General features: G+C 68.8%; 25 protein-coding genes and 2 tRNA genes. 18 read left to right on the forward strand and 9 right to left on the reverse strand.

What is annotated here, in order from left to right; translation table 11 throughout:
- The first annotated feature begins 67 nt into the window (after nucleotides 1–67).
- Nucleotides 68–2,140, forward strand: a complete 2,073-nt coding sequence (locus AB8P05_RS03390) for a methyl-accepting chemotaxis protein (protein ID WP_472758809.1) — start codon at nucleotides 68–70, stop codon at nucleotides 2,138–2,140.
- 54 nt (nucleotides 2,141–2,194) lie between these two features.
- Here the strand turns inward: AB8P05_RS03390 and AB8P05_RS03395 are convergent, their stop codons facing one another.
- The gene (locus AB8P05_RS03395; protein ID WP_472758810.1) at nucleotides 2,195–3,268 is read right to left on the reverse strand and encodes a response regulator; all 1,074 of its coding nucleotides are present in this window, start codon (nucleotides 3,266–3,268) and stop codon (nucleotides 2,195–2,197) included.
- A gap of 168 nt (nucleotides 3,269–3,436) precedes the next feature.
- Here AB8P05_RS03395 and AB8P05_RS03400 point away from each other — a divergent pair, with 168 nt between their 5' ends.
- The 5 genes from AB8P05_RS03400 (at nucleotide 3,437) to AB8P05_RS03420 (ending at nucleotide 9,124) form a co-directional block, all read left to right on the forward strand.
- Nucleotides 3,437–4,009, forward strand: a complete 573-nt coding sequence (locus AB8P05_RS03400) for a peroxidase-related enzyme (RefSeq protein WP_472758811.1) — start codon at nucleotides 3,437–3,439, stop codon at nucleotides 4,007–4,009.
- 57 nt (nucleotides 4,010–4,066) lie between these two features.
- Complete coding sequence (gene sppA / locus AB8P05_RS03405; protein ID WP_472758812.1) at nucleotides 4,067–5,818, forward strand: signal peptide peptidase SppA; 1,752 nt, start codon at nucleotides 4,067–4,069, stop codon at nucleotides 5,816–5,818.
- Nucleotides 5,819–5,887: 69 nt separating this feature from the next.
- The gene (locus tag AB8P05_RS03410; RefSeq protein ID WP_455171900.1) at nucleotides 5,888–7,783 is read left to right on the forward strand and encodes an ABC-F family ATP-binding cassette domain-containing protein; all 1,896 of its coding nucleotides are present in this window, start codon (nucleotides 5,888–5,890) and stop codon (nucleotides 7,781–7,783) included.
- Nucleotides 7,780–8,499: an exopolysaccharide biosynthesis protein gene (locus tag AB8P05_RS03415; RefSeq protein ID WP_472758813.1), complete on the forward strand. Its 720-nt coding sequence runs from the start codon at nucleotides 7,780–7,782 to the stop codon at nucleotides 8,497–8,499. Before AB8P05_RS03410 ends, AB8P05_RS03415 begins: the two co-directional genes overlap by 4 nt.
- Nucleotides 8,500–8,542: 43 nt before the next feature.
- Nucleotides 8,543–9,124 carry a class I SAM-dependent methyltransferase gene (locus tag AB8P05_RS03420; RefSeq protein WP_472758814.1) on the forward strand — a complete coding sequence of 194 codons (582 nt, stop codon included), beginning with the start codon at nucleotides 8,543–8,545 and terminating at the stop codon, nucleotides 9,122–9,124.
- Between the two features lie 5 nt (nucleotides 9,125–9,129).
- Here the strand turns inward: AB8P05_RS03420 and AB8P05_RS03425 are convergent, their stop codons facing one another.
- The gene (locus AB8P05_RS03425) at nucleotides 9,130–9,636 is read right to left on the reverse strand and encodes a hypothetical protein (protein WP_472758815.1); all 507 of its coding nucleotides are present in this window, start codon (nucleotides 9,634–9,636) and stop codon (nucleotides 9,130–9,132) included.
- A 244-nt stretch (nucleotides 9,637–9,880) separates the two neighbouring features.
- On the opposite strand from AB8P05_RS03425, the gene mutS reads away from it, so the two are divergent.
- On the forward strand, nucleotides 9,881–12,577 hold the full coding sequence (gene mutS / locus AB8P05_RS03430; RefSeq protein ID WP_472758816.1) for a DNA mismatch repair protein MutS: 2,697 nt from the start codon (nucleotides 9,881–9,883) through the stop codon (nucleotides 12,575–12,577).
- Nucleotides 12,578–12,679: 102 nt separating this feature from the next.
- Here the strand turns inward: mutS and AB8P05_RS03435 are convergent, their stop codons facing one another.
- From AB8P05_RS03435 to AB8P05_RS03455, 5 genes are all read right to left on the reverse strand, one after another.
- Nucleotides 12,680–15,328, reverse strand: a complete 2,649-nt coding sequence (locus AB8P05_RS03435; RefSeq protein ID WP_472758817.1) for a valine--tRNA ligase — start codon at nucleotides 15,326–15,328, stop codon at nucleotides 12,680–12,682.
- Between the two features lie 51 nt (nucleotides 15,329–15,379).
- Nucleotides 15,380–16,039: a DUF2497 domain-containing protein gene (locus tag AB8P05_RS03440; protein ID WP_472758818.1), complete on the reverse strand. Its 660-nt coding sequence runs from the start codon at nucleotides 16,037–16,039 to the stop codon at nucleotides 15,380–15,382.
- A 126-nt stretch (nucleotides 16,040–16,165) separates the two neighbouring features.
- Nucleotides 16,166–17,569: a TolC family outer membrane protein gene (locus AB8P05_RS03445; RefSeq protein WP_472758819.1), complete on the reverse strand. Its 1,404-nt coding sequence runs from the start codon at nucleotides 17,567–17,569 to the stop codon at nucleotides 16,166–16,168.
- 2 nt (nucleotides 17,570–17,571) lie between these two features.
- Nucleotides 17,572–17,898, reverse strand: coding sequence for a rhodanese-like domain-containing protein (locus AB8P05_RS03450; protein ID WP_472758820.1), 327 nt, complete (start codon nucleotides 17,896–17,898; stop codon nucleotides 17,572–17,574).
- Between the two features lie 103 nt (nucleotides 17,899–18,001).
- A complete protein-coding gene (locus tag AB8P05_RS03455; RefSeq protein ID WP_455171908.1) occupies nucleotides 18,002–18,658 on the reverse strand; it encodes a protein-L-isoaspartate O-methyltransferase family protein in 657 nt (218 codons plus the stop codon).
- A 340-nt stretch (nucleotides 18,659–18,998) separates the two neighbouring features.
- On the opposite strand from AB8P05_RS03455, the gene AB8P05_RS03460 reads away from it, so the two are divergent.
- The 3 genes from AB8P05_RS03460 to AB8P05_RS03470 all read left to right on the forward strand — a co-directional run bounded on the left by AB8P05_RS03460 (nucleotide 18,999) and on the right by AB8P05_RS03470 (nucleotide 19,909).
- A tRNA-Cys gene (locus AB8P05_RS03460) sits at nucleotides 18,999–19,072 on the forward strand.
- Nucleotides 19,073–19,314: 242 nt separating this feature from the next.
- Nucleotides 19,315–19,390, forward strand: a tRNA-Asn gene (locus AB8P05_RS03465).
- A gap of 264 nt (nucleotides 19,391–19,654) precedes the next feature.
- Nucleotides 19,655–19,909 (forward strand): hypothetical protein, encoded by a 255-nt coding sequence (locus AB8P05_RS03470; protein WP_472758821.1) that lies wholly within the window; start codon nucleotides 19,655–19,657, stop codon nucleotides 19,907–19,909.
- Between the two features lie 10 nt (nucleotides 19,910–19,919).
- Here the strand turns inward: AB8P05_RS03470 and AB8P05_RS03475 are convergent, their stop codons facing one another.
- Together AB8P05_RS03475 and AB8P05_RS03480 are read right to left on the reverse strand one after the other, a co-directional pair.
- Complete coding sequence (locus AB8P05_RS03475; protein ID WP_310113376.1) at nucleotides 19,920–20,159, reverse strand: hypothetical protein; 240 nt, start codon at nucleotides 20,157–20,159, stop codon at nucleotides 19,920–19,922.
- 64 nt (nucleotides 20,160–20,223) lie between these two features.
- Nucleotides 20,224–20,403, reverse strand: a complete 180-nt coding sequence (locus tag AB8P05_RS03480; protein WP_455171910.1) for a hypothetical protein — start codon at nucleotides 20,401–20,403, stop codon at nucleotides 20,224–20,226.
- 230 nt (nucleotides 20,404–20,633) lie between these two features.
- Here AB8P05_RS03480 and AB8P05_RS03485 point away from each other — a divergent pair, with 230 nt between their 5' ends.
- The 8 genes from AB8P05_RS03485 (at nucleotide 20,634) to AB8P05_RS03520 (ending at nucleotide 26,746) form a co-directional block, all read left to right on the forward strand.
- A complete protein-coding gene (locus AB8P05_RS03485) occupies nucleotides 20,634–21,650 on the forward strand; it encodes a S1C family serine protease (RefSeq protein ID WP_472758822.1) in 1,017 nt (338 codons plus the stop codon).
- 97 nt (nucleotides 21,651–21,747) lie between these two features.
- The gene (locus tag AB8P05_RS03490) at nucleotides 21,748–22,356 is read left to right on the forward strand and encodes an NUDIX domain-containing protein (protein ID WP_472758823.1); all 609 of its coding nucleotides are present in this window, start codon (nucleotides 21,748–21,750) and stop codon (nucleotides 22,354–22,356) included.
- Nucleotides 22,357–22,483: 127 nt separating this feature from the next.
- Nucleotides 22,484–23,485 carry a cysteine synthase A gene (locus tag AB8P05_RS03495; protein ID WP_472758824.1) on the forward strand — a complete coding sequence of 334 codons (1,002 nt, stop codon included), beginning with the start codon at nucleotides 22,484–22,486 and terminating at the stop codon, nucleotides 23,483–23,485.
- Nucleotides 23,486–23,513: 28 nt separating this feature from the next.
- A complete protein-coding gene (locus AB8P05_RS03500; RefSeq protein ID WP_472758825.1) occupies nucleotides 23,514–24,221 on the forward strand; it encodes an alanyl-tRNA editing protein in 708 nt (235 codons plus the stop codon).
- Between the two features lie 34 nt (nucleotides 24,222–24,255).
- Nucleotides 24,256–25,158, forward strand: a complete 903-nt coding sequence (locus AB8P05_RS03505; protein WP_472758826.1) for a sulfurtransferase — start codon at nucleotides 24,256–24,258, stop codon at nucleotides 25,156–25,158.
- A complete protein-coding gene (locus tag AB8P05_RS03510; RefSeq protein WP_472758827.1) occupies nucleotides 25,155–25,589 on the forward strand; it encodes a GNAT family acetyltransferase in 435 nt (144 codons plus the stop codon). The genes AB8P05_RS03505 and AB8P05_RS03510 overlap by 4 nt, the downstream gene beginning before the upstream one ends.
- Nucleotides 25,565–26,182, forward strand: coding sequence for a GNAT family N-acetyltransferase (locus AB8P05_RS03515; RefSeq protein WP_472758828.1), 618 nt, complete (start codon nucleotides 25,565–25,567; stop codon nucleotides 26,180–26,182). Before AB8P05_RS03510 ends, AB8P05_RS03515 begins: the two co-directional genes overlap by 25 nt.
- 321 nt (nucleotides 26,183–26,503) lie before the next feature.
- A complete protein-coding gene (locus AB8P05_RS03520; RefSeq protein ID WP_236783757.1) occupies nucleotides 26,504–26,746 on the forward strand; it encodes a hypothetical protein in 243 nt (80 codons plus the stop codon).
- Nucleotides 26,747–26,878: the final 132 nt, after the last annotated feature.

A 26,878-nucleotide genomic window follows, 5' to 3' on the forward strand; every position in this document is an offset into this window, starting at 1 on the left:
TTATGACAGAGTGCATGGCAGAAGCACCTGAACGTGATCAGACGGTCCGGTCTGCTGGAGAGATGAGATGGTTTCGCTTTTGAGGGCGGTCGACGGCCTGCTCGGCAACATGCGCGTCACGCGGAAGCTGGCGCTCGCCCTATCCATTCCGATGGCGGGCGTGGTGGTGACATCGTCGTTGCTGGTGTGGGATCAGTTGCAGGCCAGCCGCAGCGCCGAGGATCTGGCGTCCGTGACCCGCCTGTCGGTCGGCATGACCAGCCTCGTGCACGAGCTGCAGAAGGAACGCGGATCGTCTTCCGTGTTCCTCAGCGGCAAGCTTGACGAGGACCGCCGGCGGATGGAGACGGTGCGGACCGCGTCGGACGCCAAGCTGGCGGAGCTGATGCCGCAGTTCGCCTCCGCCCGCATCCGCGACCGCCATGTGGCCACGGCGATGGACAGCGCCCGCGACGCATTGTCGCAGCTGACCGGCCTGCGCAGCGGCGTGAACGCGATGACCCAGTCGCCGCTGGAAACGGTGGCGAGCTACACCGTCATGATCCGCAAGCTGCTGGACGCCGCCGGACAGGCCCGCAGCATGTCCGACGACAGCGACCAGCTGCGCGCGGCCGACGCCATGGTCTCCCTGTCGGAGGCGAAGGAGCGGCTGGGCCAGCAGCGCGCGGTCGGCGGGGCCGCCTTCCGCAAGGACCGGTTCCCCACCGACGCGCATGAACGCTTCATCGAGCTGAACGGCGAATACAAGGCGCTGATGGCCGGCCTGAAGGCCAAGCTGACGGCGGATGAGGCGGCCTTCTTCGACCGGACCCTTGCGGGCGGCGCGGTCGAGGAGGTGGAACGGATGCGCCGCATCGGCATCGCCTCCGCCTATGGCGCCGGGAACCAGGGGGTGGATGCCGGCAAGTGGTTCGACGCCATCACCGTCACCATCGACATGCTGCGCACCGTCGAAACCCGGGTGGCCGACAATCTGATCGCGCTGGCCAACCGGGACGTGCGGGATTCGATGACCCGTCTGACCGGCGTCATCATCGGGGTGGCGGTGCTGCTGGTGATGATGACGCTGATCGCCTTCCTGGTCGCCCGCAACATCACCCGTCCCATCGCCCGCCTGAACGGCGACATGGCCCGGCTGGAAGCGGGCGAGCGCGAGTTGGCCATCGCCGGGGCCGGGCGCGCCGACGAACTGGGCGCCATTGCCCGCCGCCTGGACCAGTTCCGCCTCAGCCTCGCCGAGGCCGACCGGCTCGCCGCCGAACAGCAGCGGCATCAGGAGGAACGCCTGCGCGAGGCCGAGCGTCTGGAACGGCTGGTGGCGGAGTTCGACCGCCACATCGAATCGGTGGCCGAACGGCTGGCGGGTGCCGCCACCGGGCTGCGCGGCAATGCCGAGCACATGAGCCGCATCGCCTCCGACACCGAAGAGCATGTGCTCTCGGTCGCCCGCGCGTCCGAAGGCGCATCCAGCAACGTCCAGGCCGTCGCCGCCGCGACGGAGGAGCTGACCGCCTCCATCGCCGAGATCGGGCGCCAGATGGCGGGCTCCACCCAGATGGCGGAACGTGCCGTCACCGACGTGCGCCGCACCGCCGACGTGATTGCCGACCTCAGCGGCGCCGCCCAGCAGGTGGGCGAGATCGTGCGGATGATCACCGAGATCGCCAGCCAGACCAATCTGCTGGCCTTGAACGCCACCATCGAGGCCGCACGCGCGGGCGAGGCCGGCAAGGGCTTCGCCGTGGTCGCTCAGGAGGTAAAAAGCCTCGCCAACCAGACGGCCAAGGCGACGGACGACATCACGGCGAAGGTCACGGAAATCCAGGCGGCCACCGACCAGACCGTGCAGGCCATCGGCGGCATCGGCACCATCGTCACCCGCATCGAGGAGAACATCTCCGCCGTCGCCGCCGCGGTGGAAGAGCAGAACGCCGCCACCGCGGAAATCGGCCGCAACGTCCGTCAGGCGGCCGACGGCACCGACCAGGTCTCCCACAACGCGGCCCTGGTCAGCACCGAAGCCGGCCGTGCCGGAGCCATGGCGAAGGAGGTGCTGTCGATGGCCGACGCCCTCAAGCAGAACGCCGACAGCCTGCGCAGCGACGTGACGAACTTCATCGAGCAGATCCGGGCGGCGTGAGGGGATGGGTGAGGTCGCATAGCCGGAGCGAAATCACTTCGCTGACGGACGACCTCACCCCCGCCCCATCTCCGCCGCCTTGGCATACTTCTTCTTCGCCACCTCCAGCGACGCCAGCAGTTGCTGACCGGTAGCGCCGCCGTCGCCGCTGACGCGGCCGGTCATCACCGCCTTGATCGCGTCGACATGGGCCTTGAACAGCAGATGTTCGTTGGCGGTGACCGTGGTCAGGCCGCCGCGGGTCGCTTCGTAAAGCGACTTGGCGATGTGGGTGATCAGCGGATAGCCGAAGATGCCGCCCTGCCCGCGCATCTCGTGGGCGGAGCGGTTGACCTGGGCCAGCAGGCCGGACACGGCGTCCGGTTCCCGCGGCAGGCGGTCGATGCGGCGGCCCATCTCCTCAACCTCCGCCCCGATCCAGACGGCGTAGTCGCCGGCCCGGTTCAGGATTTCCTCCTCCGCGGCGGCCAGCACTTCCGGCGGCAGAGTGGGAACCGGGTCGCGCGGGGCGAGGCCGACCTTGGCGCCCAGCCGGTTGGGCAGGTCGAAATAGATCACCGGAAAGCGGTCGATCCCGCGCGCCTTCGACGCGCTGTGCACCACCAGGATTTCCGACGGCGCGGTCGTCCGGCAATCCATGGCGACCGGCTTGTCGGCGCGGCGGCGGTCGGGGCCGAAATAGCCCTTGGCCAGGACGAAGCGGCGCGGCCGGGCGATGGCGAACAGCAGCCGGCTGGCGATGGTGTGCGCGGAGAATGGCTTGGCGATGAAGTCGGTGGCTCCGAGATCGCGCGCCTGCTCCACATACTGGCGGTCGGCCGCACCCGACAGCATCAGGACCGGCAGGAATTTGTCCGGGCTCCTGGGGCTGTAGCGGATCCAGCGCAGCAGCATCAGCCCGTTGACCTCGGGCATCACCAGATCGGACAGGATCAGGTCGACCGGGGCGGTCCCCGGCGGCAGGGCGGCGCGCCGTTCCTCCAGCCAGCGGATGGCGTCGGCGCCGCTCGCCACCCCCTCCACCCGGCCGATGCCAATGGTGCGCAGGGTGGCGGTCAGGACCGCGCGGATGAAGCTGCTGTCCTCCACCACAAGGACCGACAGAAGATCGAGCTTCGGCTGGGTCATCGCCCTCTGCTTGAGAAACCGGGCCATATCCCCGCATTCACCACCCATTCTTCTGGCACAGCCACGCGCCTTTGGCGAGAGACAAGCCGAACGAGACAGAAGGCGTCGCGGCGGTTACCCTCCGCCCTGCAAACAGACGCACCAACCAACAACGAGAGGATTCGCCCGATGCCGCAGCCCGATCACGTCATGGCCCTGCCCCTGCCGGAAAAGCCGGACCTCGATCCCGACATGCAGGCGCTGTTCGACAAATGCGTGGAGAAGCTGGGCTTCGTGCCGAACGTGCTCCAGGCCTACAGCCTGCGGCCGAAGAAGCTGCGCAACTTCGCCATGCTCTACAACGAGCTGATGCTGGGCGAGAGCGGCCTCAGCAAGCTGGAGCGCGAGATGATCGCGGTCGTCGTCTCCTCGGCCAACCATTGCTATTACTGCCTCGTCGCCCATGGGCAGGCGGTGCGCAAGCTGTCCGGCGACCCTGAGCTGGGCGAGATGCTGGTCGCGAACTACCGCGTCGCCCCGCTGGAGCCGCGCCGGCGCGCCATGCTCGACTTCGCCTGGAAGCTGACGAAGGAGCCGATGTCGGTGGGCGAGCCCGACCGCGAGGCCCTGCGCGCCGTCGGATTCAGCGCGGAGGACATCTTCGACATTGCCGATACGGTCGGCTTCTACAACATGTCCAACCGTCTCGCGACCGCGGTGGACATGATCCCCAACCGCGAGTACCACAGCCAGGATCGTTAACGCCGGGCCGCCGACGCCCGTCTTCCGGCACCACCGAGGCCACACAGGGTTGGAATCATGAGGATCGTCCGCTTCTTCGTGCGACTGTTCGCCGTCATCGGCTTCCTGCTGGTGGCCGGTGCGGTGGCGGTGGTGGTGCTGGCCGTCCGCCACGAGCCCGCCCTGCCCGACGCGGTGGTGCTGGAACTCGACCTGACCAAGCCGCTGGCCGAGAGCGAGAGCGGCAGGATCGGCAGCTTCTTCGAGCACCAAACGACGCTGCGGGAAGTGCTGGATGCGCTGGACGGCGGCCGGCGCGACCCGAAAGTGAAGGGCGTGCTGGCCCGCTTCGGCGACGACAGCATCGGCTTCGCCCAAACGCAGGAGCTGCGGGCGGCCATCGAGCGCTTCCGCGCGTCCGGCCGCTTCGCCGTCGCCTTCGCGGAGGAATATGGCGGCGCCGGGCCGGGCAACCGTTCCTACCTGCTGGCCAGCGCCTTCGACGAGGTGTGGCTGCAGCCGCTCGGCACGCTGGGCATCACCGGCATGTCGGTGGAGCTGCCCTTCGCCCGCGACGCCTTCGAACAGCTGGGCGTGCAGCCGCAATTCGCCCAGCGCGAGGAATACAAGAGCTTCGCCGAGACCTTCACCAAGTCCGGCATGACCCCGGCCAACCGCGAGATGATGGAGGCGCTGGTCGCCGACCTCACCAGGCAGCTGGTCGACGGCATCGCCGCCAGCCGACGCCTCGCCCCCGCCGCGGTACGGACCGCCATGGACAATGCCCCGCTGCTGAGCCGCGAGGCGCTGGACCAGAAGCTGGTCGACCGGCTCGGCTATGCCGACGAGGCGCGCGACGCGGCGCTGAAGCGCGCCGGCGCCGGGGCGGAACTGGTGGAACCCTTCGATTACCTGTCGGTGGCCGGCGGTCCCAACGACAGCGGCCCGACCATCGCCCTGATCCACGCCGTCGGCACCATCTCCGGCGGCAAGAGCGAGAAGCCGGCGCTGGGCGAGGTCGCCGCCGGGTCCGAGAGCATCGTCGAAGCCATCGAGGAGGCCGCCGACGACCCCGACGTGCGCGCCATCCTGTTCCGCATCGACAGCGGCGGCGGCTCCGTCTCCGCGTCGGAGGCGATCCGGCGGGCTCTGGAAAAGGCGCGCCAGAACGGCAAGCCGGTCATCGCCAGCATGGGCGACGCCGCCGCGTCGGGCGGCTATTGGATCGCGCTGGCGGCCGACCGCATCGTCGCCTCGCCCGCCACCGTCACCGGATCCATCGGCGTCGTCGCCGGCAAGTTCGGCGTCGGCGGCCTGTCCGACAAGCTGGGCATCCATTGGGACCGCGTGCAGGGCGCCCGCAACGCCGGCCTGTGGTCGCCGCTGCGCCCCTTCGACGACAGCGGGGCGGAGCGGCTGAACGCCATCATCGACGACACCTACGCCAATTTCCTGCAGCGGGTCGCCGAAGCCCGCCGCATGTCGCCGGATCAGGCGCGCAACGTCGCCAAGGGGCGGGTGTGGACCGGCGCGCAGGCCCGCGAACTCGGTCTCGTCGACGAGCTGGGCGGGCAGGAACAGGCGCTGGTCCTGGCGCGGACCGCCGCCGGCCTGTCGCCGGACGCCGCGGTGACGCTGGCCCCCTACCCGCCGCCGAAATCCGTCACCGAACAGCTGATGGAGCTGATGTCCGGCCGCGGCGAGCTGGTGGGCGCCATGGCCGCGGTGGCGGAGTTGCGCCCCCTGCTGGCCCAGCTGCGCCCGCTGGTCGCTGCCGTCCAGGGCGACGGCGTGCAGGCCCGGATGCCGGCGATGTCGCTGGAGCGTTGAGGACAAAGCCGTGCCAATCGGCGGGCCCCGCTTCAAATCCGCGGGGTCCCGTGCTACATCCTCGCCGCTATGCTGCACATCAATGACCTGACCTTCCGCTTCGGCGGCCGAGTGTTGTTCGACCACGCGACGGCGGTCGTGCCCAAGGGGCACCGCGTGGCGCTGGTCGGCCGCAACGGCACCGGCAAGTCCACCCTGCTGAAGCTGATCTCGGGCCAGCTGCAGACCGATGCCGGTGCGGTCACGCTGCCGGCCGGTATGCGGATGGGCATGGTGGCGCAGGAGGCGCCCAGCGGCCCCACCACCCTGATCGACGCCGTGCTGGCCGCCGACACCGAACGCACCGCCCTGCTGGCGGAGGCGGAGACGGCGACCGACCCGATGCGGATCGGCGAGATCCACGCCCGGCTTGCCGACATCGAGGCGCATTCCGCCCCGTCGCGCGCGGCGCAGGTTCTTTCCGGCCTGGGCTTCGACGCCGAGGCGCAGCAACGCCCCTGCTCCGACTTCTCCGGCGGCTGGCGGATGCGCGTGGCGCTGGCCGGCGTGCTGTTCTCCCGCCCCGACCTGCTTCTGCTGGACGAGCCGACCAACCACCTCGACCTCGAAGCCACCATCTGGCTCGAGGGCTATCTGAAGAACTACCCGCACACCATCCTGCTGGTCAGCCACGACCGCGAGCTGCTGAACGCGGTGCCCACCACGACGATCCACATCGACCAGGGCAAGCTCGTCACCTACAGCGGCAATTACGACCAGTTCCTGGCACAGCGCCGCGCCAACCAGGAGCGCCTCGCCTCCATGGCCGCCAAGCAGGAGGCGCGCCGCAAGCACATGATGTCCTATGTCGACCGTTTCCGCTTCAAGGCCAGCAAGGCCCGTCAGGCGCAGAGCCGCCTGAAGCTGCTGGAGAAGATGGAGTCGATCACGCTGATGGAGGACGATCCCGAGGTCGTCTTCAACTTCCCGCCGCCCGACGAGCTGGCGCCGCCGCTGATCGCGCTGGAGGGGGTGAGCATCGGCTACGGCGACAAGGTCATCCTGCGCCGCGTCAACCTGCGCATCGATATGGAGGACCGCATCGGCCTGCTGGGCGCCAACGGCAACGGCAAGTCGACGCTGGTCAAGCTGCTGGCCAACCGGCTGCAGCCGATGGCCGGCGAGATGCGGCGGTCGTCCAAGCTGCGCATCGGCTATTTCGCCCAGCATCAGGCCGAGGAGCTGGACCTGTCGCTGACGCCGATCCAGCAGACCCAGCGCATCATGCCGCTGGCGCTGGAGGAGAAGGTCCGCGCCCATCTGGGCCGCTTCGGCTTCCCCCAGGCGAAGGCGGAGACCAAGATCGCCAGCCTGTCGGGCGGCGAGAAAGCGCGCCTGCTGCTGGCGCTGATGAGCCGGGAAGTCCCGCACATCCTGATGCTGGACGAACCTACCAACCATCTGGACATCGACAGCCGCGAAGCGCTGATCGAGGCGATCAACGATTTCCCCGGCGCCGTCATCATCATCAGCCACGATCCTCACCTGATCGAGATGACCGTTGACCGGCTGCTCCTGGTCGCCGACGGCACGGTGCAGAGCTATGACGGCGACCTGGACGATTACCGCCGCTATCTGCTGGACCGCGCCAAGGCGGAACGGGCGGTGGCGAAGGGCGGCACCGAGCGCGACGCCGGCCCGAACAAGAAGGACCAGCGCCGCGCCGCCGCCGAGGCGCGCACCGCGCTCGCCCCGCTGAAGCGCAAGGCGACCGACGCGGAGGCGCTGGTGAACAAGCTGAGCGAGGAAAAGCGTAAGATCGAGGCGAAGATGGCCGATCCCGCCCTCTACACCGGCCCCTCCGACAAGCTGACCAAGCTGCAGATCGAACTGGGCACGGTGGAAAAGAAACTGGCGACCGCCGAGGAAAGCTGGCTGGAGGCGCTCGAAAGCTACGAGAGCGCCGCGGCGGAGGCCGGCGTTTGAACGCCCGCCGCCGCATCGACGACGCCGACAGCGACGCGTTCGATGGCGAGTCGCTGGAACGCGAGGCCCAGCGGGACGGCACCGTCGCCCTGCCCGCCGTCTGCGCCGAAGCGGAGGAGGAACGGACCTCCGACGTTCTGGCCCGCTTCCGCGCCAACCTGCCTGCCGGCCGGGTCACGCTGGGTGACCTGATCCGGGCGCTGGGCGACCGGTCGCTCGGCACCATCCTGCTGGCGCTGTCACTGCCCACCATCGCCCCGGTGCCATTGGGCGTGTCCTGCCTGTTCGACCTGCCCATCGTGCTCTACACCGCCCATCTCGCCTTCGGGCGGCGTGGGGCGGGGCTGCCGGACTGGCTGCTGCGCCGCTCCATCGGCACCGGGCTGGCCGCCCGCACGCTGGACGCCGCCATGCCGCGGCTGGTGTGGATCGAGCGGATGCTGAAGCCGCGGCTTCACCGCCTTGCCCGCATCGACCAGGAACGCTGGTTCGGGCTGCTGCTGTTCATCCTGACGCTGACCTGCATCATCCCGCTGCCGCTGACCGGCTGGCTGCCGGGCTTCGCGCTGGTGCTGATCTCGCTGGGGCTGATCGAGCGCGACGGCGGGGCCATCGGCGTCGGGCTGGGCCTGACCGTGGCCGCACTGGTGTTTCTGACGCTGGTGGCGAGCAGCCTGTCATACGCAGGTCACCAACTTCTGGCAGCAACGCTGTAGCAGGGCGGCCGCCGACGGGCCGTCCCGACACAGGGAGGCTCCGATGACCCAGACGGCACCCGCCCCGCTTTCCGAATCCTGGCTGTTCTTCCGCCGCTGGCTGGCCGATCCCTGGGCGATGGGCTCCGTCGCCCCGTCCTCCCGGTCCCTGCGCTGCCGCATCACCCGCGAGATCCGCTGCGATGCGGACGAGGTGGTGGTGGAGTTCGGCGGCGGCACCGGTCCGATCACCGCCGCGATCCTCGACTCCGGCATTCCGGCGGACCGCCTGTTCAGCTTCGAGATCGACCGGGATTTGGCCCGCCACCTGCGCAACCGCTGCCCCGCCGTGACCGTCTTCGCCGACGATTGCCGCAAGGCGCCGGAGCTGCTGGGCGAGTCGCTGTGCGGCAAGGTGGGCACGGTGGTGATCGGCATCCCGATGATCACCTTCCCGCTCGCCTTCCAGCGCGAGGTGCTGGACGCGACCTTCCGCATCCTGCGGCCGGGCGGCCGTTTCCTGCTCTACAGCTTCATGCCGCATTCCCCGCTGGACCGGGCGGCGCTGGGGCTGGAGGGCCGCAGGCTGGGCTTCACCCTGCGGAACCTGCCGCCCGCGTCCGTCTGGGGCTATTGGCGGGCCTGACGGCCTTACGCCTCGCGCACCGACACATGGACGTTGCCGCCGCCCTCGCGGTCGAGCAGGGCGGACGCCTCCCGTTCCTGTTCCGGCGTCCCGACGCGCACCCACAGGATGACGCCGCCGGCCTCCAGCGCGCGGGTGAACTCGTCGGGCTTGGGGTGGCTGGTCAGCTCGTCCAGATAGTCCTTGATCGCGGCCCCGCCGACACCGGCGGCGACCAGGGCCGCAAGCGCCGCTTCGATCGGACCGCCAACGATGGCGATCAGGCCGGCGGTGGTCAGGGGAAAGGCGTATTTCAGCTCGCCCACCAGACCGGTCAGCGCCTCGTCCCGCGGCTTGCCCTTCGGGTCGGCCGCGTCCAGCGAGGCGTGGCTGGCCAGCACCGACAGGTCGGCGCGGTCGAAACCGGCGGCCAGCAGAGCGTCGACCGCCCGGTTGAAGCCGGCGCGGGTGGAGAAGAGGGCAACGACCTCCCGCACCTCGGCGGGCGCCGTGTCCTGGGTCGTTTGCGTCATGATGGCCGTCTCCCTATTTTCATGGTCGGAGTTCCGTCCGATCGCGCGGGTTCCCCCGCAAGCGTCCCGGCGGGGCCCTGCCCTATTGTAGCGACCGGCGGTAAGCGCCCGTCAACCGCCACGGGGACGCAGGCCAGGATCGGTCCTGCAGGCCGGATTGTCCCAGCACCGGCCATCCCGCCTATCCCGCGGCTGCATATCCCGTGATAGGGTGCGCCCCTGACTCACACCCATCCACCGCTTCATGGTTCCCGTGTCCGACACCGCTGCAGAGATCGTTATTCCGCCCGACGCCACCCCGATGATGGCGCAGTATCTGGAAATCAAGCAGGCGCATCCCGACTGCCTGCTGTTCTACCGGATGGGCGATTTCTACGAGATGTTCTTCGACGACGCGGTCAATGCCGCGGCGGCGCTGGACATCGCGCTGACCAAGCGCGGCCAGCATCTGGGCGAGGACATCCCCATGTGCGGCGTGCCGGTGCACAGCCACGAGAATTACCTGCAGCGCCTGATCCGCCAGGGCTTCCGCGTCGCCATCTGCGAACAGATGGAAGACCCGGCCGAAGCGAAGAAGCGCGGCTCCAAATCCGTGGTGAAGCGCGGCGTCATCCGCATCGTCACCCCCGGCACCCTGACCGAGGACAGCCTGCTCGATTCCCGCTCCTCCAACTGGCTGGCGGCGGTGGCGGAGGCGGCCGGCGGGCTGGGGCTGGCATGGCTGGAGATGTCGACCGGCGAACTGGTGGTGCAGCCGGTGGAGCGGACGGGACTCGGCGCCGCGCTGGGCCGGCTCGATCCGCAGGAAGTGCTGATCTCCGAAAAGCTGTCGCAGACGCCGGAGCTGTTCGAGCTTTGGGGCGAATGGAAGTCGCGGCTGACCGTGCAGCCCACCCCGCGTTTCGACAGCGAGAACGGCAAGCAGCGCCTGCTGACCCAGTATGGTGTCGGCACGCTGGACGCCTTCGGCAGCTTCACCAGGGCAGAGGTCGCGGCGGCCGGCGCGCTGGTCGGCTATGTCGAGCTGACGCAGAAGGGCCGCGTGCCGCGCCTGTCGCCGCCGCGGCGCGTCGGGCCGGGCGCGGTGATGGAGATCGACGCCTCCACCGCCCGCAACCTGGAGCTGACACGGACGCTGACCGGGGAGCGGCGCGGCAGCCTGCTCGCCACCATCGACCGCACGGTGACGGGGGCCGGCGCCCGGCTGCTCTGCGCCCATCTCGCCGCCCCGCTGACCGATCCCGCCGCCATCGGCCGCCGGCTCGACATGGTGGAGTTCGCGCTGACGGAGGAGCGTCTGCGCGGCGACCTGCGCCAGTCCCTGCGCAGCTGTCCCGACCTGGAACGCGCGCTGTCGCGCCTGACGCTGGGCCGCGGCGGTCCGCGCGATCTGGCGGCCATCCGCGACGGGCTGCGGCAGGCGGGGCTGATCCGCGAGCTGCTGGCCGGGGCTATGCCGCTGCCGGACGGGCTGGCGGCGCTCGACAAGCGGCTGGGCGCCCATTCGGAACTGGTCGACCAACTGACCCAGGCGCTGGCGCCGGAGCTGCCGCTGCTGGCCCGCGACGGCGGCTTCATCGCCCGCGACTACAGCTATGCGCTCGACGAGCTGGTGACGCTGCGCGACGAGAGCCGCCGGCTGATCGCCGGGCTGCAGGCCAAATACGCGGAAATCGCCGGGGTTCCGTCGCTGAAGGTCAAGCATAACAACGTGCTGGGCTATCACATCGAGGTCACCGCCGCCCATGCCGACAAGCTGATGTCGGACAAGGGCCGCGAGGTGTTCATGCACCGCCAGACCATGGCGAACGCCGTGCGGTTCGGCACGGTGGAGCTGTCGGATCTGGAACGCCGCATCTCCGAGGCAGCCGACAAGGCGCTGGCGGTTGAGTTGGAGCTGTTTGCCGGGCTGGTGGAATCGGTCAGTGCCCGCGCCGATGCCATCGCCCAGGCCGCCCATGCGCTGGCGGCCCTGGACGTCGCCACCTCCTTGGCCGAACTGGCGGAGGAGCGGCGCTACAGCCGGCCGCTGGTGGATGACAGCCTCGCCTTCGCCATCAAGGGCGGCCGGCACCCGGTGGTGGAGGCGGTGCTGGACGCCGTCCACGGCGGGCCGTTCGTGGCGAACGACTGCGATCTTGCGCCCGACAACCGTCTGTGGCTGCTGACCGGCCCGAACATGGCCGGTAAGTCGACCTTCCTGCGCCAGAACGCCCTGATCGCCGTGCTGGCCCAGATGGGCAGCTTCGTTCCGGCGGAGCGGGCGCATATCGGCGTGGTCGACCGGCTCTACAGCCGGGTCGGCGCCGCCGACGACCTCGCCCGCGGTCGGTCCACCTTCATGGTCGAGATGGTGGAGACGGCGGCGATCCTGAACCAGTCCGGCGCGCGCGCCCTGGTGATCCTGGACGAGATCGGCCGCGGCACCGCGACCTTCGACGGCCTGTCCATCGCCTGGGCCTGCGTCGAGCATCTGCACGACGTGAACCGCTGCCGCGCGCTGTTCGCCACCCATTACCATGAACTGACAATGCTGGCCTCCAAGCTGCCGGCGCTGTCCTGCCACACGATGCGGATCAAGGAGTGGCAGGGCGACGTGGTGTTCCTGCACGAGGTGACGGCCGGCGCCGCCGACCGCAGTTATGGCATCCATGTCGCCAAGCTGGCCGGCCTGCCCCCCGCCGTGGTCGGCCGGGCCGACGAGGTTCTGAAACTGCTGGAATCGGGAGACCAGAACGCGACGATCCACCGGCTGGCCGAAGACCTGCCGCTGTTCAGCGCCGCTCTGAAGCGGCCGCCACCGAAGGCGGAAACGGTGGCCGAGGCGCCTTCAGGACCGTCGCCGGTGGAGGAAGCCCTGGCGGGCATCGACCCTGACAGCCTGACGCCACGGCAGGCGCTGGACGAGCTGTACCGCCTGCGCGGGCTGCTGCGGCATTGAGCCGAAGCCCCTGCCCCACTCTTCGGCGCTGAACGCCGAAAGCAAAAAGCCCCTCTCCCGCTACCGCAGGAGAGGGGCTTTTCCTTTACCGCTCGCCGACGATCAGCCGGCCAGCATCTCCAACGCCTTCTGCAGCTTGTCGCGGGCCTGGTCGGCGGCCTCGCGGCGGTCGCGCTGCTCCTCGATCACCTCTTCCGGGGCCTTGGCGACGAACTGCTCGTTCGACAGCTTGGCGTCGATCTTCTTGATCTCGCCGGTCAGCTTGTCGATCTCCTTGGACAGGCGCGCCTTCTCCTTGTCGAGATCGACGATGCCTTCCAGCGGCAGCACCAGGGTGGTCTCGTCCAGCACGGCCTGCACGCTGCTCTTCGGCACGTCGCCCTGCAGCGGCTCGGCGCTGGACAGGCGGGCCATGCGCAGGATCAGGTCGCGGTGGGTGTCCAGCCGCTTCAGGCTGACCGCGTTCGGATCCTTCAGCTTCAGCTCGATCTGCGCCGCCGGCGGGACGTTCATCTCCGACCGCATCGAGCGGACCGAGGTGATGAGCCGCACCACCCAATCCATCTCGTCGCGCGAGGCCGGATCGACGATGTCGGCGGCGAACTCCGGCCATTCCGCCGAGATCAGGCGGTTGGCGCGGGCCGGCGACAGCTGTTCCCACAGCTCTTCGGTGATGAAGGGCATGAGCGGGTGCAGGATGTGCAGGATCTGGTCGAGCACCCAGGCGGTGGTCGCCCGCGTCTCCGCCTTGGCCGCCTCATCCGACCCGGCCAGGATCGGCTTGGTGAACTCCATGTACCAGTCGCAGAAGGTGCCCCAGGTGAACTGGTAGGCGGCTGCGGCGGCCTCGTTGAACTTGTAGGCGCCGATCGACTCGGCGACCTTCTTCGCCGCATCGGCCAGCGCGCCGACGATCCAGCGGTTGACCGTCTGGGTCAGGCCGACCGGCTGGTAACCGGCGACCGGCTCGCAGCCGTTCATCTGGCAATAGCGGGCGGCGTTCCACAGCTTGGTGGCAAAGTTGCGGTAGCCCTCGACCCGGTTCACCGCCAGCTTGATGTCGCGGCCCTGCGCCGCCATCGCCGACAGGGTGAAGCGCAGCGCATCGGTGCCGTACTGGTCGATGATCTCCAGCGGGTCGATGACGTTGCCCTTCGACTTCGACATCTTCTGCCCCTTCTCGTCGCGGACGAGGGCATGGATGTAGACGGTGCGGAAGGGCACATCCTTCATGAAGTGCAGGCCCATCATCATCATCCGGGCGACCCAGAAGAAGATGATGTCGAAGCCGGTCACCAGCACGTCGGTCGGGTAATAGCGGTCCAGCTCCGGCGTCTGGTCGGGCCAGCCCAGCGTCGAGAAGGGCCACAGCGCCGACGAGAACCAGGTGTCGAGCACGTCGGCGTCGCGAGTCAGTTCGACATCCTTGCCGTAGTGCTTGGTTGCGGCGGCGCGCGCCTCCTCCTCCGTCTCCTCGACGAAGAAGGTGCCGTCCGGACCGTACCAGGCCGGGATCTGATGGCCCCACCAGATCTGGCGGCTGATGCACCAGGGCTGGATGTTGCGCATCCATTCGAAATAGGTGTTCTCCCACTGCTTGGGCACGAACACGGTCTTGCCGGTCTCCACCGCCTCGATGGCCGGCTTGGCGAGCGTCGCGGCGTCGACATACCACTGGTCGGTCAGCCACGGCTCGATGGCGACACCGGAACGGTCGCCGTGCGGGACCATGTGGGTGTGCGGCTCGATCTTCTCGAGAAGCTCCAGCGCCTCAAGCTCGGCGACGATTTTCTTGCGCGCCTCGTACCGGTCGAGCCCGCGATAAGCCTCGGGAACATTGTCGTTCAGCCGGGCATCGCGATCCATGATGTTGATCTGCTCGAGCCCGCAGCGCTTCCCGACCTCGAAGTCGTTGAAGTCGTGGGCCGGGGTGATCTTCACCGCGCCCGACCCGGTCTCCGGATCGGCATACTCGTCGCCGACGATGGGGATCAGCCGGCCGACCAGCGGCAGGCGGACCATCTTGCCGATCAGGTCCTTGTACCGCTCATCCTCCGGATGCACCGCGACGCCGGTATCGCCCAGCATGGTTTCCGGACGGGTGGTGGCGACCACGATGTAGCGGCCCTCCTCCCCGTCGATCGGATAGCGGAAGTGCCAGAGGTTGCCCTTGATCTCCTTCTGCTCGACCTCGAGGTCGGAGATGGCGGTGTGCAGCTTCGGGTCCCAGTTGACCAGCCGCTTGTCCTTGTAGATCAGCCCCTGGCGGTGCAGTTCCACGAACACCTTGCGGACGGCGCGGCTCAGCCCCTCGTCCATGGTGAAGCGCTCGCGCGGCCAGTCGGGCGAGGCGCCCAGGCGGCGCAGCTGGCGGGTGATGGTGCCGCCCGACTCGGCCTTCCACTCCCACACCTTGTCGATGAAGGCGTCGCGGCCGAAATCGTGGCGGGTCTTGCCGTCCTTGGCCAGATTGCGCTCAACCACCATCTGGGTGGCGATGCCGGCGTGGTCGGTGCCCGGCTGCCACAGCGCGTCGCGGCCGCGCATGCGGTTGTAGCGGGTCAGCACGTCCTGGATGGTGAAGGTCAGCGCATGGCCCATGTGCAGGCTGCCGGTGACGTTCGGCGGCGGCATCATGATGGTGTAGGGCTTGCCGTTCCCCTGCGGCTGGGCGGCGAAAGCGCCCGACTCTTCCCACAGGCGGTAGTGCTTCTCCTCGACCTCGGCGGGCCGGTACGTCTTTTCCAACATCACCACGAACTTTCGCTAGAAACGTCTCAACCAGGGCTTGGGGAGGCAGGATCAGAACTTCTGCGACCGCCGGATCATGCGGTCGATCTCCTGCTGGACCAGCCGCTCGACCACGGTCGGCAGGTTCTCGTCCAGCCACTCCTTCAACAGCGGCTTCAGCAGTTCGCGCACCACCTCCTCCACCGTGCGGATGCCGATGGGCATCGGGCCGATAGACAGGTCGTCGCCCAACTCGCGCGCCAGATGGGTCAGGTGATGCGAGGCATCCTCCGCCGTCCGGCGGGAGATCAGCCCGTCATCGACCTCCACCGGCCGGCGGCGCGGACGCGGCGGGGGCGGCGGCTCGTCGTCCTCGAACTCGTCGAAGGCCGGCATCGGCCGGCGCGCCGGGCGCGGCGGCGGCACGGGATCGGGTTCCGGCTCCTCCCAGCGCGGCGGCGGAGGGGGCGGCGGCGACGGTTCCGGGAACGCCGGTTCGTCGGGCCAGGGATCGGGGTCCGGCTGGCCGAAGTCCGGCCGCTCGTCCGGCTCGTCCTCCACCATCTGGGTCAGTTCCAGGACGTCGTCGTCCTCATCCACCGGCGGGGGTGGCGGGGGCGGCGGCGGAGGGGGTGGCGGCGGAGGAGGCGGCGAAGGCGCCTGGGCTTCCGACTTGGCCGGCTCGCCGTCCTCGGAAATGATCCGCCGGATGGAGGCGAGGATTTCCTCCATCGAAGGTTCTTGCTGGCCCTTATCGCTCATCGTGGCAACCCGAGACGTCAACCTGACCCAAACCTAGGGCAGGGCTGACAAAAAAGCCATAATACAAAAACGGCCCGCTTTCGCGGGCCGCTTCGTTCATTCGGTCACCGAAGTTCCGAACCACTTGCCCCGCGTCTTGTCGTAATTCGCCTGCGGGTCGTATTTCTGGACCGGCAGGTTCAGCCGGTCGGCGGTCAACTGTCCGCTGGCCGCCAGAACATTGAAGGCCGCGACCATCTCGTCGTGCTGGGCACGGACCAGGAAGACGCGGGCGTTCAGAAGTTCCTGCTCCTGGTTCAGCACATCGAGCACGGTGCGCGACCCGACCTGCGCCTCCTGCCGGACGCCTTCCAGGGCGATCTGCGCCGCCTTGATCTGCGCCGTGTAGGACTCGATGCTGGCGCGCGCGGTCTGCAGGGCCTGCCAGGCGCTGACCGCCGATTCGGTCACCTGACGGCGGCTTTCCTCGATCTGCAGGCGGGCCTGGTTGGCCGTCTGCTTCGCCTCGCGGACCAGCGCTTCGGGCTGGCCGGCCTGATAGAGCGGGATGGTCACCTGGGCGGTGATCTGCGCGCTGTCGGAGCGGTTCAGCTCGACGCCGGACGTGCGGCCCGGATCATAGGTGCGGGTGCCGCTTGCCGACAGGTTCACCGACGGCAACAGGCGGCCGTACTGCTGGTCCACCGCCTCGCGCTGCGCCGCCTCGGAGTAGGAGGCGGACAGGACGTTCGGGTTGTTGGCGCGGGCCAGCTCGACCAGCTCGTCCAGGTTCTTCGGCAGGCGGAAGGCCGGCTTGGGAGCCTTCAGTTCGCCGGGAGCCGATCCCACCAGACGCTCGTAGGTCGCGCGGGAGGCGCGGAGCGTGCCTTCGGCCGAGATCTTCGACGCGATGGCGGCCGACAGGCGCGACTCGGACTGGCTGACGTCGGTGCGGGTGTACTCACCGACGCGGAAGCGGTCGCGGGCGGCGTCCAGCTGGCGGCGCAGCACCTGCTCGTTGTTGGTCTGCAGCTGCAGGATGGCCTGATTCTGGACGATGTCCAGATAGGCCTGCGCCGCGGCCAGCAGCACCGACTGCTCGGAAGCGATCAGGGTGGCGCGCTGCGCCTCGACCAGCCGTTCGGCGCGGCGGACGGCCGGCGCCACGGTGGCGTCGTAGATCGGCTGGGTCGCGGTGACGCCGACGCTCTTCGCATTGGCCTCCGACCCCGTCGATCCGCCGTCGAACTTCGATTCGCCCATCGAGCGCGTGATGCCGGCGGTGACCCGCGCGGTCGGGCGGTAGCCGGACAGCGCCTGGGGCACGCCTTCGTCGACGGCGCGCAGGCGGGCGCGCTGGGCGCCGATGGTCGGGTTGTTGGCATAGGCCTGGGCGAGGGCCTGTTCGAGGGTCTGCGCCTGGGCCGTACCACCGCCGGTCACTGCTGTGCCCATGGTGGCGGTCAGGGTCAGGGCCGTCGCCAGCAGCCAGCGGCGCGCAAAACGGCTTCGCACGGTCATGTTCAGTAGACCTTCATGTTCGGGTCGATTCGGCGCGCCCAGGCGTCGACGCCGCCATCGAGGTTGATGGCACGGTCGAAACCCTTGGAACGCAGCCACATGGTGACCTGCGCGCTGCGTCCACCGTGATGGCACACGACGACGACGTCGCGGTCCGTCGGCAGCTCGCCCACCCGGCCGGGAAGCCCGTTCATCGGGATGTGCAGGCTGCCGTCGATGGCGCACAGCGCGAACTCCCACGGCTCGCGCACGTCGAGGACAACCATCTCGTCGCCGGCCTTCCGGCGACGGTCTAGCTCTTCCACCTCGATCTCAAACGGTGCGGCCATGGATGCTCACTTTCGTGCAAGGGCGGCGGCGACGGTAGCGCAGAACCGCGCAGAGGTAAACTGCACGGTTCAGTTCAAGACCTCATCCAACCGGTGAAACCGGTCAGAACACGAAAGACGCCTTCTTTTCGAAGCCCGGCAGGGCGTGCGGCTTGGCTTCGAACAGGATGCGGCTGGACACGATGCCGGCGATGCGCTGGAACAGGCGGACCTCCCCGACGCTGCCGCTGCCCTGCACCACCGCGACGAGACGCCCGCCTTCGGCCAGCTGCTCGGTCAGCGCGGCCGGCACTTCCGGCACGGTACCTTCGACGACGATGACATCGTAAGGGGCGTTTTGGGCGTACCCCTCAGCCAGCGGGCCGGTGACGGCCTTGGCGTTGGCGATGCCCTGCCCGGCCAATGCCGCGGTGGCGGCGGCGGTCAGCTCCTCGTCGCAGTCGAGGCCGATCACGGAGGCGGCCAGACGGCCCAGCACCGCGGTGGAGTAGCCGCCGGCCGCACCGACGTCGAGCACCCGGTCGGTCTCCTGCACGGCGACCGCCTGCAGCATGCGGGCGAACACCATCGGCTCCAGCAGGAAGCGGCCCTTGCCGATGGGAAGATCGTCGTCGACATAAGCGACGCCGCGCGCCGACGGAGGGACGAAGGCTTCGCGCGGAAGCTCCGACAGGACATCGACGAGACGATGATCGGTCACCTTGTTGGGGCGGATCTGTCCCTCGACCATGAAATAGCGTGCGGCGGCGAAATCGGTCATGGCGGTCGCTTATTGATGTGTTGTGACGACACCGGCACCAAGCCGAACAGCGGACGGCTTCCTGCCATGGCGGTATATAGCCGCAAAGGCCGGGCGAACACAACGCCACAGGGATCCCGGCGCCGGGCCGCCGAGGGGCTTTGCCGGGGACTGGAAAAACGCATCCCGCACGGCTGCATCGGACAGGGGGGCAGATGGGGCCTGCGGACCTGTCCGGCCGGGACGTTCGACGATGTTCAAAAATCGTCACCATTCGCCTTGACCGCTCCGTTCCGTGCCGCTATACCACCGCTCCACACCGAGGGCGCACCGGAAACGGCGCGCCGGTGCCGGTCAGGATGGCGCGGTGGCAGAGTGGTGATGCAGCGGACTGCAAATCCGTGTACGTGGGTTCGATTCCCGCCCGTGCCTCCATACCTGACCAATTGAAGACAGAGTAACGAAGACAGCCAAAGCCCCAGCGCAGCGGTCAGACCACAGCCCCGCCCCCGGCGGGGCTTTTCGCGTTTGGGCCTTGTTTTCGTTGGCGAAACGGCCGCCCAACCCCTTCGGAAAATAAATTCGCTTTTCTGTCGGAATTGGCTTGGCAGGGCCGAACGGTTCGGCTATACACCCGCCACGCCAACAACGGCGGCCGCCGAAAGGTGGGTCACCGATCCCGGTTAGCTCAGTTGGTAGAGCAGCGGACTGTTAATCCGCTTGTCGCTGGTTCGAGTCCAGCACCGGGAGCCAGATCGAAAAGGCCGAATGCCCAGCGCATCCGGCCTTTTCTCTTTGACGGCTATTGACGCTTGACTGTGGCGCTTCAGTACCCGAATTCGGTTTAAAGCGGCCGGGCTAGGTCCCATGGCTGCCCGCCCTACTCAGAACTAGACCCAAAAGACGATCCAGACTTGCCGGAAGCGAAATGCCGCGTGAAGCCGCGCGGCGTTAGACTTGATAACAATTCCGGACCTAAGTCGTGGGCCGGGCGTCTCCAGCCGATGGAGGTTCGCCGTGCTTCTGCCATTCCAGTCCGAACGCTTCCGCACCGCACCCCCGGTCGACGGCCCCGGCCATCGACGGTCGCCCGACAACGGCGAACAGCCGGTCCGGACCACCGACTGCGTCACCGCAATCCTGCTGTTCTTCGCGGCCGTGCTGCTGGCCCTGCTTGCCTTCAGCGCCGATTGGGACGGGACGGCGACCGACAGCAGGCCGCAGGCCTACGAGAACACGCCGGTCCTGGTCATCCCGCCCCACCCGCGCTGAGGCGCCCGGCCTATTCGACCAGATCGTCGTAGATGGTCCCGTCGGGGTCGGACGGATCGGCGCCGGCCGCGACGGCCACCCGTTTCCACTCCCCGCACCAGTCGGTGGACAGGGTGATGGGGAAATCGCCTTCGGGGCTGCGCGGGGTCACCACCGGCGGATAGCGCCGGCAGGTCCCCTTCGGCCCGCGCTGGCGGAGCCCCTGCCCCTCCCAGAAGCGGCAGGTGTAGCAGGTATCGAGTCGCTTCATCGCGGACCGGTCTCCTTCTCGTCGCCGGCCGCCCCGGTCACCGCATGTGCCGCGATCCCTCCCCTCAGCCGGTGGAGGGCGGCTTTCCCGGCCGGAGCGTGTTGGCGCACTTGGCGTAATACGCCTTGATGTCCGCGTCCAGAACGCTGCGGCGACGCCCCTCCTCCGAGTCCTCCGGCGCGTCGCTCAGGCGCTGGAACTCCTGGACCGCCCGCTCCAGGTCCTGATCGCTGTCGATGGGCATGATACCGTCTCTCCCTCTGGCTTTTCGGTCGTTCAGGACAACAGCGGCCGACCCCGGTATGTTTCCGCGCCTCCCGCCCGGCCCGAGACGCCCGGCTCGCGATGAATGACCGCTTGATGAGCGGCGACTCGCACGCAATGTCATGTGAGTGTCACCCGAGTCGCGACGGACAGGGCTGCGCGGCAGCGGGGGTGCCTTCTGGCCCTGCCCTTGCGCGGGAGTGCGGTGTCATGCGGGTCGTCTCAACACCGGTCGCGCCGCGCTGGGCGGCCGGCATCCTGTTCCTTGCCTTCGCCCTGGCCTTCGGACCGGCCCCGGCGGCCGAACCGGATCAGCTGGATCCGGAGCGCGTCGTCCGCTCCATCGTCGGCATCCGCGCCGTGGTGCCGCCCGACAGCCAGAGCGCCCGCAGCCTGGGGACCGAACGCGAGGGCAGCGGCGTCGTCATCGACGGCTCCGGCCTGATCCTGACCATCGGCTATACGGTGATGGAGGCCTCGCAGATTCAGGTCACCGCCGCTGACGGCCGCAGCTATCCCGCCAACATGGTCGCCTACGACCACGTCAGCGGGTTCGGCCTGCTGCGGGCGGAGTTGGGATTCCAGGCGCCCTGGCTGCGGCTGGCCGATTCGTCGGCGGTGAAGGAGGGGGATACGCTGCTGGCGCTGAGCGGCGGCGACGGCCGCGGCGCCGCCGCCGTGAAGCTGGTCAGCAAGCGGGAGTTCGCCGGCTATTGGGAGTATCTGCTGGACGAGGCCCTTTTCACCTTCCCGCCGATCCGCGCCTTCAACGGCGCCGCCCTGGTCAACCGCGAAGGCAGGCTGGTCGGCATCGGGTCGCTGCTGGTGATGGAGGCCATGGAAGGCCGCGGCGTTCCCGGCAACATGTTCGTCCCCATTTCCGCCCTGGAACCGATCCTGGCCGACCTGCTCGCCTACGGCCGGCGGCAGGAGCCGGCGCGGCCCTGGCTGGGCGTCACTCTGCGGGAGGAGATGGGCCAGCTGATGGTGGAGAAGGTGTCGCCGCGCAGCCCGGCCGACTCGGCGGGCCTGCGTCCCGGCGACCGGATCGTCGGCCTCGGCGGGCAGCGCTTCACCGGACTGGCCGACTTCTACCGCAAGCTCTGGGGCCTGGGGCCGGCGGGGGTGGTCGTCCCGCTGGAGGTGATGCGCGGCGCCACCCTGACCCCGGTGCCGGTGCCCTCGGCCGACCGCGTGAGGTTCCTGCGGCTGAACCCGACGCTGTGACCGGGCGCTCAAGCCTTTTGCCCGGCCGCGTGCTTGTCGGCGCCGTTCCGGCGGTGCACCCTGCCGGCAACAGCCATCCCGTGGGACCGCGCCGACCATGAACCATCCCGATATCGAGATCCTCGACAAGAAGACCCCCTACAAGGGCTTCCTCACCATCGATGTCTACCGCTTGCGCCACAAGAAGTTCGACGGGACCTGGACCGACGTGCTGCCCCCGCGCGAGGTCTGCGACCGCGGCGAGGCGGTGGGCGTCCTGCTGTACGACCCGGACCGCGACACCGTGGTGATGATCGAGCAGTTCCGCGTCGGCTCCGCCGCGGCCGGCGGCCCCGCCTGGATGACCGAGATCGTCGCCGGCATGGTCGGTGAAGGCGAGACGCCGGAGGAGGTAGCGCGCCGCGAATCGCTTGAGGAGGCCGGCTGCGAAATCCGGGAGATCGAGAGGATCTGCGACTATTACGTCAGCCCCGGCGCCTTCACCGAACTGGTCACCGTCTTCTGCGGCCGGGTCGACAGCCGCAACCTCGCCGCCACCGGCGGGCTGGAGGAGGAGCACGAGGACATCCGCATCCTGGCCATGCCCGCGGATGAGGCGATCCGCATGATGGACGAGAACCGCCTTCGCAATTCCGTCGCCATCATCGCTATCGGCTGGCTGGCCCGCCACCGCGACTCCCTGCGCGAGCGCTGGCTCAACACCTGAAATCCTGCCTGATTTTTCACGTCTCCGAAATGTTCAATGCAGCATTTCACACCGCCACCTTGAAACAGCGGACCGCAGCCCTGATAGTATCGGCAGAAATCCACATCAGACCTTAGGAGTACCCGCCTTGGACATCCGCAACGGCTTCATCGGCGCCATCGGCAACACGCCGCTGATCCGCCTGGAAGGACCTTCGAAGGCGACGGGCTGCGAGATCCTGGGCAAGGCGGAGTTCCTGAACCCCGGCGGGTCGGTGAAGGACCGCGCAGCGCTTGCCATCGTGCGCGATGCCGAACAGCGCGGGCTGCTGCGCCCCGGCGGCACCATCGTAGAGGGCACGGCCGGCAACACCGGCATCGGGCTGGCCCTGGTCGGCAACGCGCTCGGCTATCGCACCGTCATCGTGATGCCGGAGACGCAGAGCCAGGAAAAGAAGGACATGCTGCGGCTGATCGGCGCCGACCTGCGCCTCGTCCCGGCGGTCCCCTATTCCAACCCCGACAATTACGTCCGCTATTCCGGCCGGCTGGCCGAGGAACTGGCGAAGACGGAGCCGAACGGCGTCGTCTGGGCCAACCAGTTCGACAACACCGCCAATCGCGAAGGCCACCGCACCACCACCGGCCCGGAGATCTGGGAGCAGACCGGCGGCAAGATCGACGCCTTCACCTGCGCCGTGGGCAGCGGCGGCACGCTGGCCGGCATCGCGCTGGCGCTCAAGGAGCGGAACCCGAACATCCGCATCACGCTGGCCGACCCGATGGGTGCTGCCCTGTTCAGCTACTACACCAAGGGGGAGCTGAAGTCGGAAGGCAGCTCCATCACCGAAGGCATCGGCCAGGGCCGCATCACCGCCAACCTGGAGGACGCCCCGATCGACGACGCGCTGCAGATTCCGGATGAGGAGGCGCTGCCGATCGTCTTCGACCTGATCAAGACCCAGGGTCTGGTGCTGGGCGGCTCGTCGGGCATCAACATCGCCGCGGCGATCAGGGTGGCGCGCGACCTCGGCCCCGGCCACACGGTGGTGACCATCCTGTGCGACGGGGGGCAGCGTTACCAATCGAAGCTCTTCAATCCTGACTTCCTCCGTGAGAAGAATCTTCCGGTGCCAGACTGGCTGGCCTGATTCCTTCCAAGGGAGACCCAGGGGAGACATGGACGCGCTTTTCCGCGAGGACGCCTACGCCCGCAACTGCATCGCCACCGTCACGGCGGTGGACGAACGCGGCATCCGGCTCGACCGCACCGTCTTCTACCCGACCGGTGGCGGCCAGCCGGGCGACAGCGGGACCCTGCGCTTCGACGGGCTGGAAGTCCGCATCCGCGACACGGTGAAAGGCGATGGCGGCCCCGACGACGTCATCCATGTGCCGGAGGACGGGCAGGAGCTGCCCACCCCCGGCACGGCGGTGGAGGCGGAGATCGACTGGGACCGCCGTTACCGCCACATGCGGATGCACACCGCCCTGCACCTGTTGTGCGCGGTCGTTCCGGGATCTGTCACCGGCGGCCAGATCGGCGCGGACAAGAGCCGGCTCGACTTCAACGTCCCGGCCGAATCGCTGGACAAGGACGCCATCGCGGAGGCGGTGAACCGGCTGATCGCCGCCGACACCCCCGTCGGCACCCGCTGGATCACCGACGAGGAGATGGCGGCCCAGCCGGACCTGGTGCGCACCATGTCGGTGAAGCCGCCGACCGGCAGCGGCCGCGTCCGCCTGCTCGACGTGGAAGGGGTCGATCTGCAGCCCTGCGGGGGCACCCATGTCGCCCGCACCGGCGAGATCGGCGGAATCGAGGTGACGAAGATCGAAAACAAGGGCAAGCAGAACCGGCGCGTCGTCATCGCGCTGAAGGACTGAGCCCATTCACCGAGCCCCTTGAAGGACGCGCAGCATGAGCGACAGCACCGTTGATCCGCTGACCGGCCCCGTCGTCTCCACCGACTGGCTTGCCCGCAACCTCGGCCGGCCGGGCCTGAAGCTGCTCGACGGGTCCTGGCACATGCCGGCCCTGAAGCGCGACATCCGGGCGGAGTTCGCGGCCAGCCACATCCCCGGCGCCCGCCTGTGCGATGTCGACGAGGTGGCGGCACCGGACACCCACCCGCTGCCGCACATGGCGCCGGACGAGGCGACCTTCGCCGCGAAGATCGGCGCGCTGGGCATCGGCGACGGCGACACGGTGGTGGTCTATGACACCGCCGGCATGGCGACCGCCGCGGCGCGCGTCTGGTGGCTGTTCCGCCTGTTCGGCTTCGACCGGGTGGCGGTTCTGGACGGCGGCATGCCGAAATGGCTGGCGGAAGGGCGCCCGACCGAATCGGGCGAGCCCGCCCCGGCCGAGCCGGCAGTCTTCACCGCGCGCAAGCGGCCGGAGCTGATCCGCAGCGCCGATCAGATTCTCGCCAACATCGACGCGAAGGCCGATCAGGTCACCGACGCCCGCGCCCAGCCGCGATTCGAAGGCGCGGTGGCGGAGCCCTGGCCCGGACGGCGCAGCGGCCGCATTCCCGGCAGCTTCAACCTGCCCCACACCGACCTGATCGACCCCGACGCCAAGACCTTGTTGCCGCCGGATGCCATCGCCGCCAAGGCGCGCGCCGCCGGTCTGGATCTCGGCCGCCCGGTGGTCGCGTCCTGCGGCAGCGGCATCACCGCCTGCGTCCTCGCGCTGGGCCTCGCCGCCGCCGGTAAGCCGGACGTGGCGATCTATGACGGCTCCTGGGCCGAATGGGGCCTGCGGGAGGATCTGCCGCTGGAAACCGGACCGCGCGAAGCCGAAACGCGGCAGCCGTGACCGATCCCCTCACCGTCCGGCCCTGCAGGGCGGAGGACCGCGACGCCGTCGTGGCGCTGTGGACCGCCTGCGGGCTGGTGGTGCCGTGGAACGACCCGGCGGCGGACTTCGCGCTGGCGCTGTCGAAGACCAGTTCCACGGTGCTTGGCGCGTTTCAAGACGGCAGGATCGTCGCCACCGCCATGGTCGGGCAGGATGGGCATCGCGGCTGGATCTATTACGTCGCGGTGGCCCCTGCCCGGCAAGGCCATGGCCTTGGCCGCCGCATGGTGGCGGAAGCCGAGGGCTGGCTGGCGGCTGCCGGCATGCCCAAGGCGCAACTCCTCGTCCGCGAGACCAGCCAACGGGTGCTGGCCTTCTATGAACGCCTCGGCTATGCCAGATCGCCCGTCACGATGATGCAGAAATGGCTGACCAACCCCTCCCCCTGACCCGCCCCGCCCTTCCCGCCGCCAGCCGGCCGGGCCATCTGCCGGTGATCGTCACCTATCTGCAGATGACGGCGCCTCCAGCCCATGAGCCGGTGCGCCAGCCGAAGGGCAACCTGTCGCTGCTGCGGGCTAACCCGCCGACTTGGTCCTTCTACCGCTATCTCTACGACACGGTGGGCGAGCCCTGGCTGTGGCACGAACGCCGCCGCATGCCGCGCAAGGAGCTGGAGCGTTCGATCCTAGACCCGCTGGTGGAGGTCTGGGTGCTCTATGTCGACGGCACGCCCGCCGGCTTCGCCGAGCTGGACCGGCGGACCGACGAGACCGATCTGGCCTATTTCGGCCTGATCCCCGACTTCATCGGCCACAAGCTCGGCCCCTGGCTGCTCGACACCGCCATCCGCAAGGCGTGGGAGGGCGGCGCGAAGAAGCTGCTCGTCAACACCTGCAGCTTCGACCACCCGAAGGCGCTGCCGCTCTACCAGAGCATGGGATTCGTCCCCACCCGCCACGTCACCCGCGAAGTCCGCGACCCGCGGTTGGACGGCGTCCTGCCGCGCAGCGCGGGGGAGCATGTGCCGCTGGCGGGGTGAGGCTGAAGCGCCGTTTGCCCCCTCCCCAACCCTCCCCGCTCTCAGCGGACCTACGGTCCGCCTGCCGCGTCAGCACAAAGCATAGCTTTGTGCGAGAGCTGGGCGGGAGAGGGACTGCCGCTGCTTCTCCGAACAAGCACTTGTCTCCTCCCCGCCCAGCGGGGAGGAATAAGGTGGGGCATCGCCAGCCGACATCTCCCCCTTGACCACCCCGTCCACCCCGCCCCATCTACCGCGGGATGCCGGAACCCGGTCGCGGGCCGGCGCGTTTCTTCGGGCAAGGCGGAAGCTCCGCCGTGACGAACGGGAGATGGGGCCTTGGTGGGCTGGATCATTCGGACGCTGGTGCTGTGCTTCGTCGTCGGCTTCGTGCTGTCGTTTTTGAACATCAACCCGGCCAACATCCTGACCAACAGCTGGCAGACGGTGCAGGACATCGCGGCCCTGCTTGTCGAGGCCGGCGGCTGGGCCTTGCCCTATATCCTGATCGGCGCCGTGGTGGTGGTGCCGTTGTCCCTGCTGGGGCTGATCCTGCGCTGGAACCGCTCCCGTCCGCCCTCCTGACCCCCGCAGCCCGATCGCAGACAAAAAAACAGGAGGCACCGGAACCGGGGCCTCCTGTGAAACAGGGAGGGTTAGAGACAGTCATAGGTCTACGCCCTCACCCCGCCTGCCGCGTTGATGCATGTCAACGGA

It is taken from the genome of Azospirillum sp. VT-I1 (assembly GCF_055698305.1).

Excerpts from the sequence above, each read along its gene's own strand:
- AB8P05_RS03390 (WP_472758809.1), top strand. The coding sequence starts at position 68 with ATGGTTTCGCTTTTGAGGGCGGTCGACGGCCTGCTCGGCAACATGCGC.
- AB8P05_RS03395 (WP_472758810.1), bottom strand. The coding sequence starts at position 3,268 with ATGACCCAGCCGAAGCTCGATCTTCTGTCGGTCCTTGTGGTGGAGGAC.
- AB8P05_RS03400 (WP_472758811.1), top strand. The coding sequence starts at position 3,437 with ATGCCGCAGCCCGATCACGTCATGGCCCTGCCCCTGCCGGAAAAGCCG.
- sppA (WP_472758812.1), top strand. The coding sequence starts at position 4,067 with ATGAGGATCGTCCGCTTCTTCGTGCGACTGTTCGCCGTCATCGGCTTC.
- AB8P05_RS03410 (WP_455171900.1), top strand. The coding sequence starts at position 5,888 with ATGCTGCACATCAATGACCTGACCTTCCGCTTCGGCGGCCGAGTGTTG.
- AB8P05_RS03420 (WP_472758814.1), top strand. The coding sequence starts at position 8,543 with ATGACCCAGACGGCACCCGCCCCGCTTTCCGAATCCTGGCTGTTCTTC.
- AB8P05_RS03425 (WP_472758815.1), bottom strand. The coding sequence starts at position 9,636 with ATGACGCAAACGACCCAGGACACGGCGCCCGCCGAGGTGCGGGAGGTC.
- mutS (WP_472758816.1), top strand. The coding sequence starts at position 9,881 with ATGGTTCCCGTGTCCGACACCGCTGCAGAGATCGTTATTCCGCCCGAC.
- AB8P05_RS03435 (WP_472758817.1), bottom strand. The coding sequence starts at position 15,328 with ATGTTGGAAAAGACGTACCGGCCCGCCGAGGTCGAGGAGAAGCACTAC.
- AB8P05_RS03440 (WP_472758818.1), bottom strand. The coding sequence starts at position 16,039 with ATGGAGGAAATCCTCGCCTCCATCCGGCGGATCATTTCCGAGGACGGC.
- AB8P05_RS03445 (WP_472758819.1), bottom strand. The coding sequence starts at position 17,569 with ATGACCGTGCGAAGCCGTTTTGCGCGCCGCTGGCTGCTGGCGACGGCC.
- AB8P05_RS03450 (WP_472758820.1), bottom strand. The coding sequence starts at position 17,898 with ATGGCCGCACCGTTTGAGATCGAGGTGGAAGAGCTAGACCGTCGCCGG.
- AB8P05_RS03455 (WP_455171908.1), bottom strand. The coding sequence starts at position 18,658 with ATGACCGATTTCGCCGCCGCACGCTATTTCATGGTCGAGGGACAGATC.
- AB8P05_RS03475 (WP_310113376.1), bottom strand. The coding sequence starts at position 20,159 with ATGAAGCGACTCGATACCTGCTACACCTGCCGCTTCTGGGAGGGGCAG.
- AB8P05_RS03480 (WP_455171910.1), bottom strand. The coding sequence starts at position 20,403 with ATGCCCATCGACAGCGATCAGGACCTGGAGCGGGCGGTCCAGGAGTTC.
- AB8P05_RS03485 (WP_472758822.1), top strand. The coding sequence starts at position 20,634 with ATGCGGGTCGTCTCAACACCGGTCGCGCCGCGCTGGGCGGCCGGCATC.
- AB8P05_RS03490 (WP_472758823.1), top strand. The coding sequence starts at position 21,748 with ATGAACCATCCCGATATCGAGATCCTCGACAAGAAGACCCCCTACAAG.
- AB8P05_RS03500 (WP_472758825.1), top strand. The coding sequence starts at position 23,514 with ATGGACGCGCTTTTCCGCGAGGACGCCTACGCCCGCAACTGCATCGCC.
- AB8P05_RS03505 (WP_472758826.1), top strand. The coding sequence starts at position 24,256 with ATGAGCGACAGCACCGTTGATCCGCTGACCGGCCCCGTCGTCTCCACC.
- AB8P05_RS03515 (WP_472758828.1), top strand. The coding sequence starts at position 25,565 with ATGGCTGACCAACCCCTCCCCCTGACCCGCCCCGCCCTTCCCGCCGCC.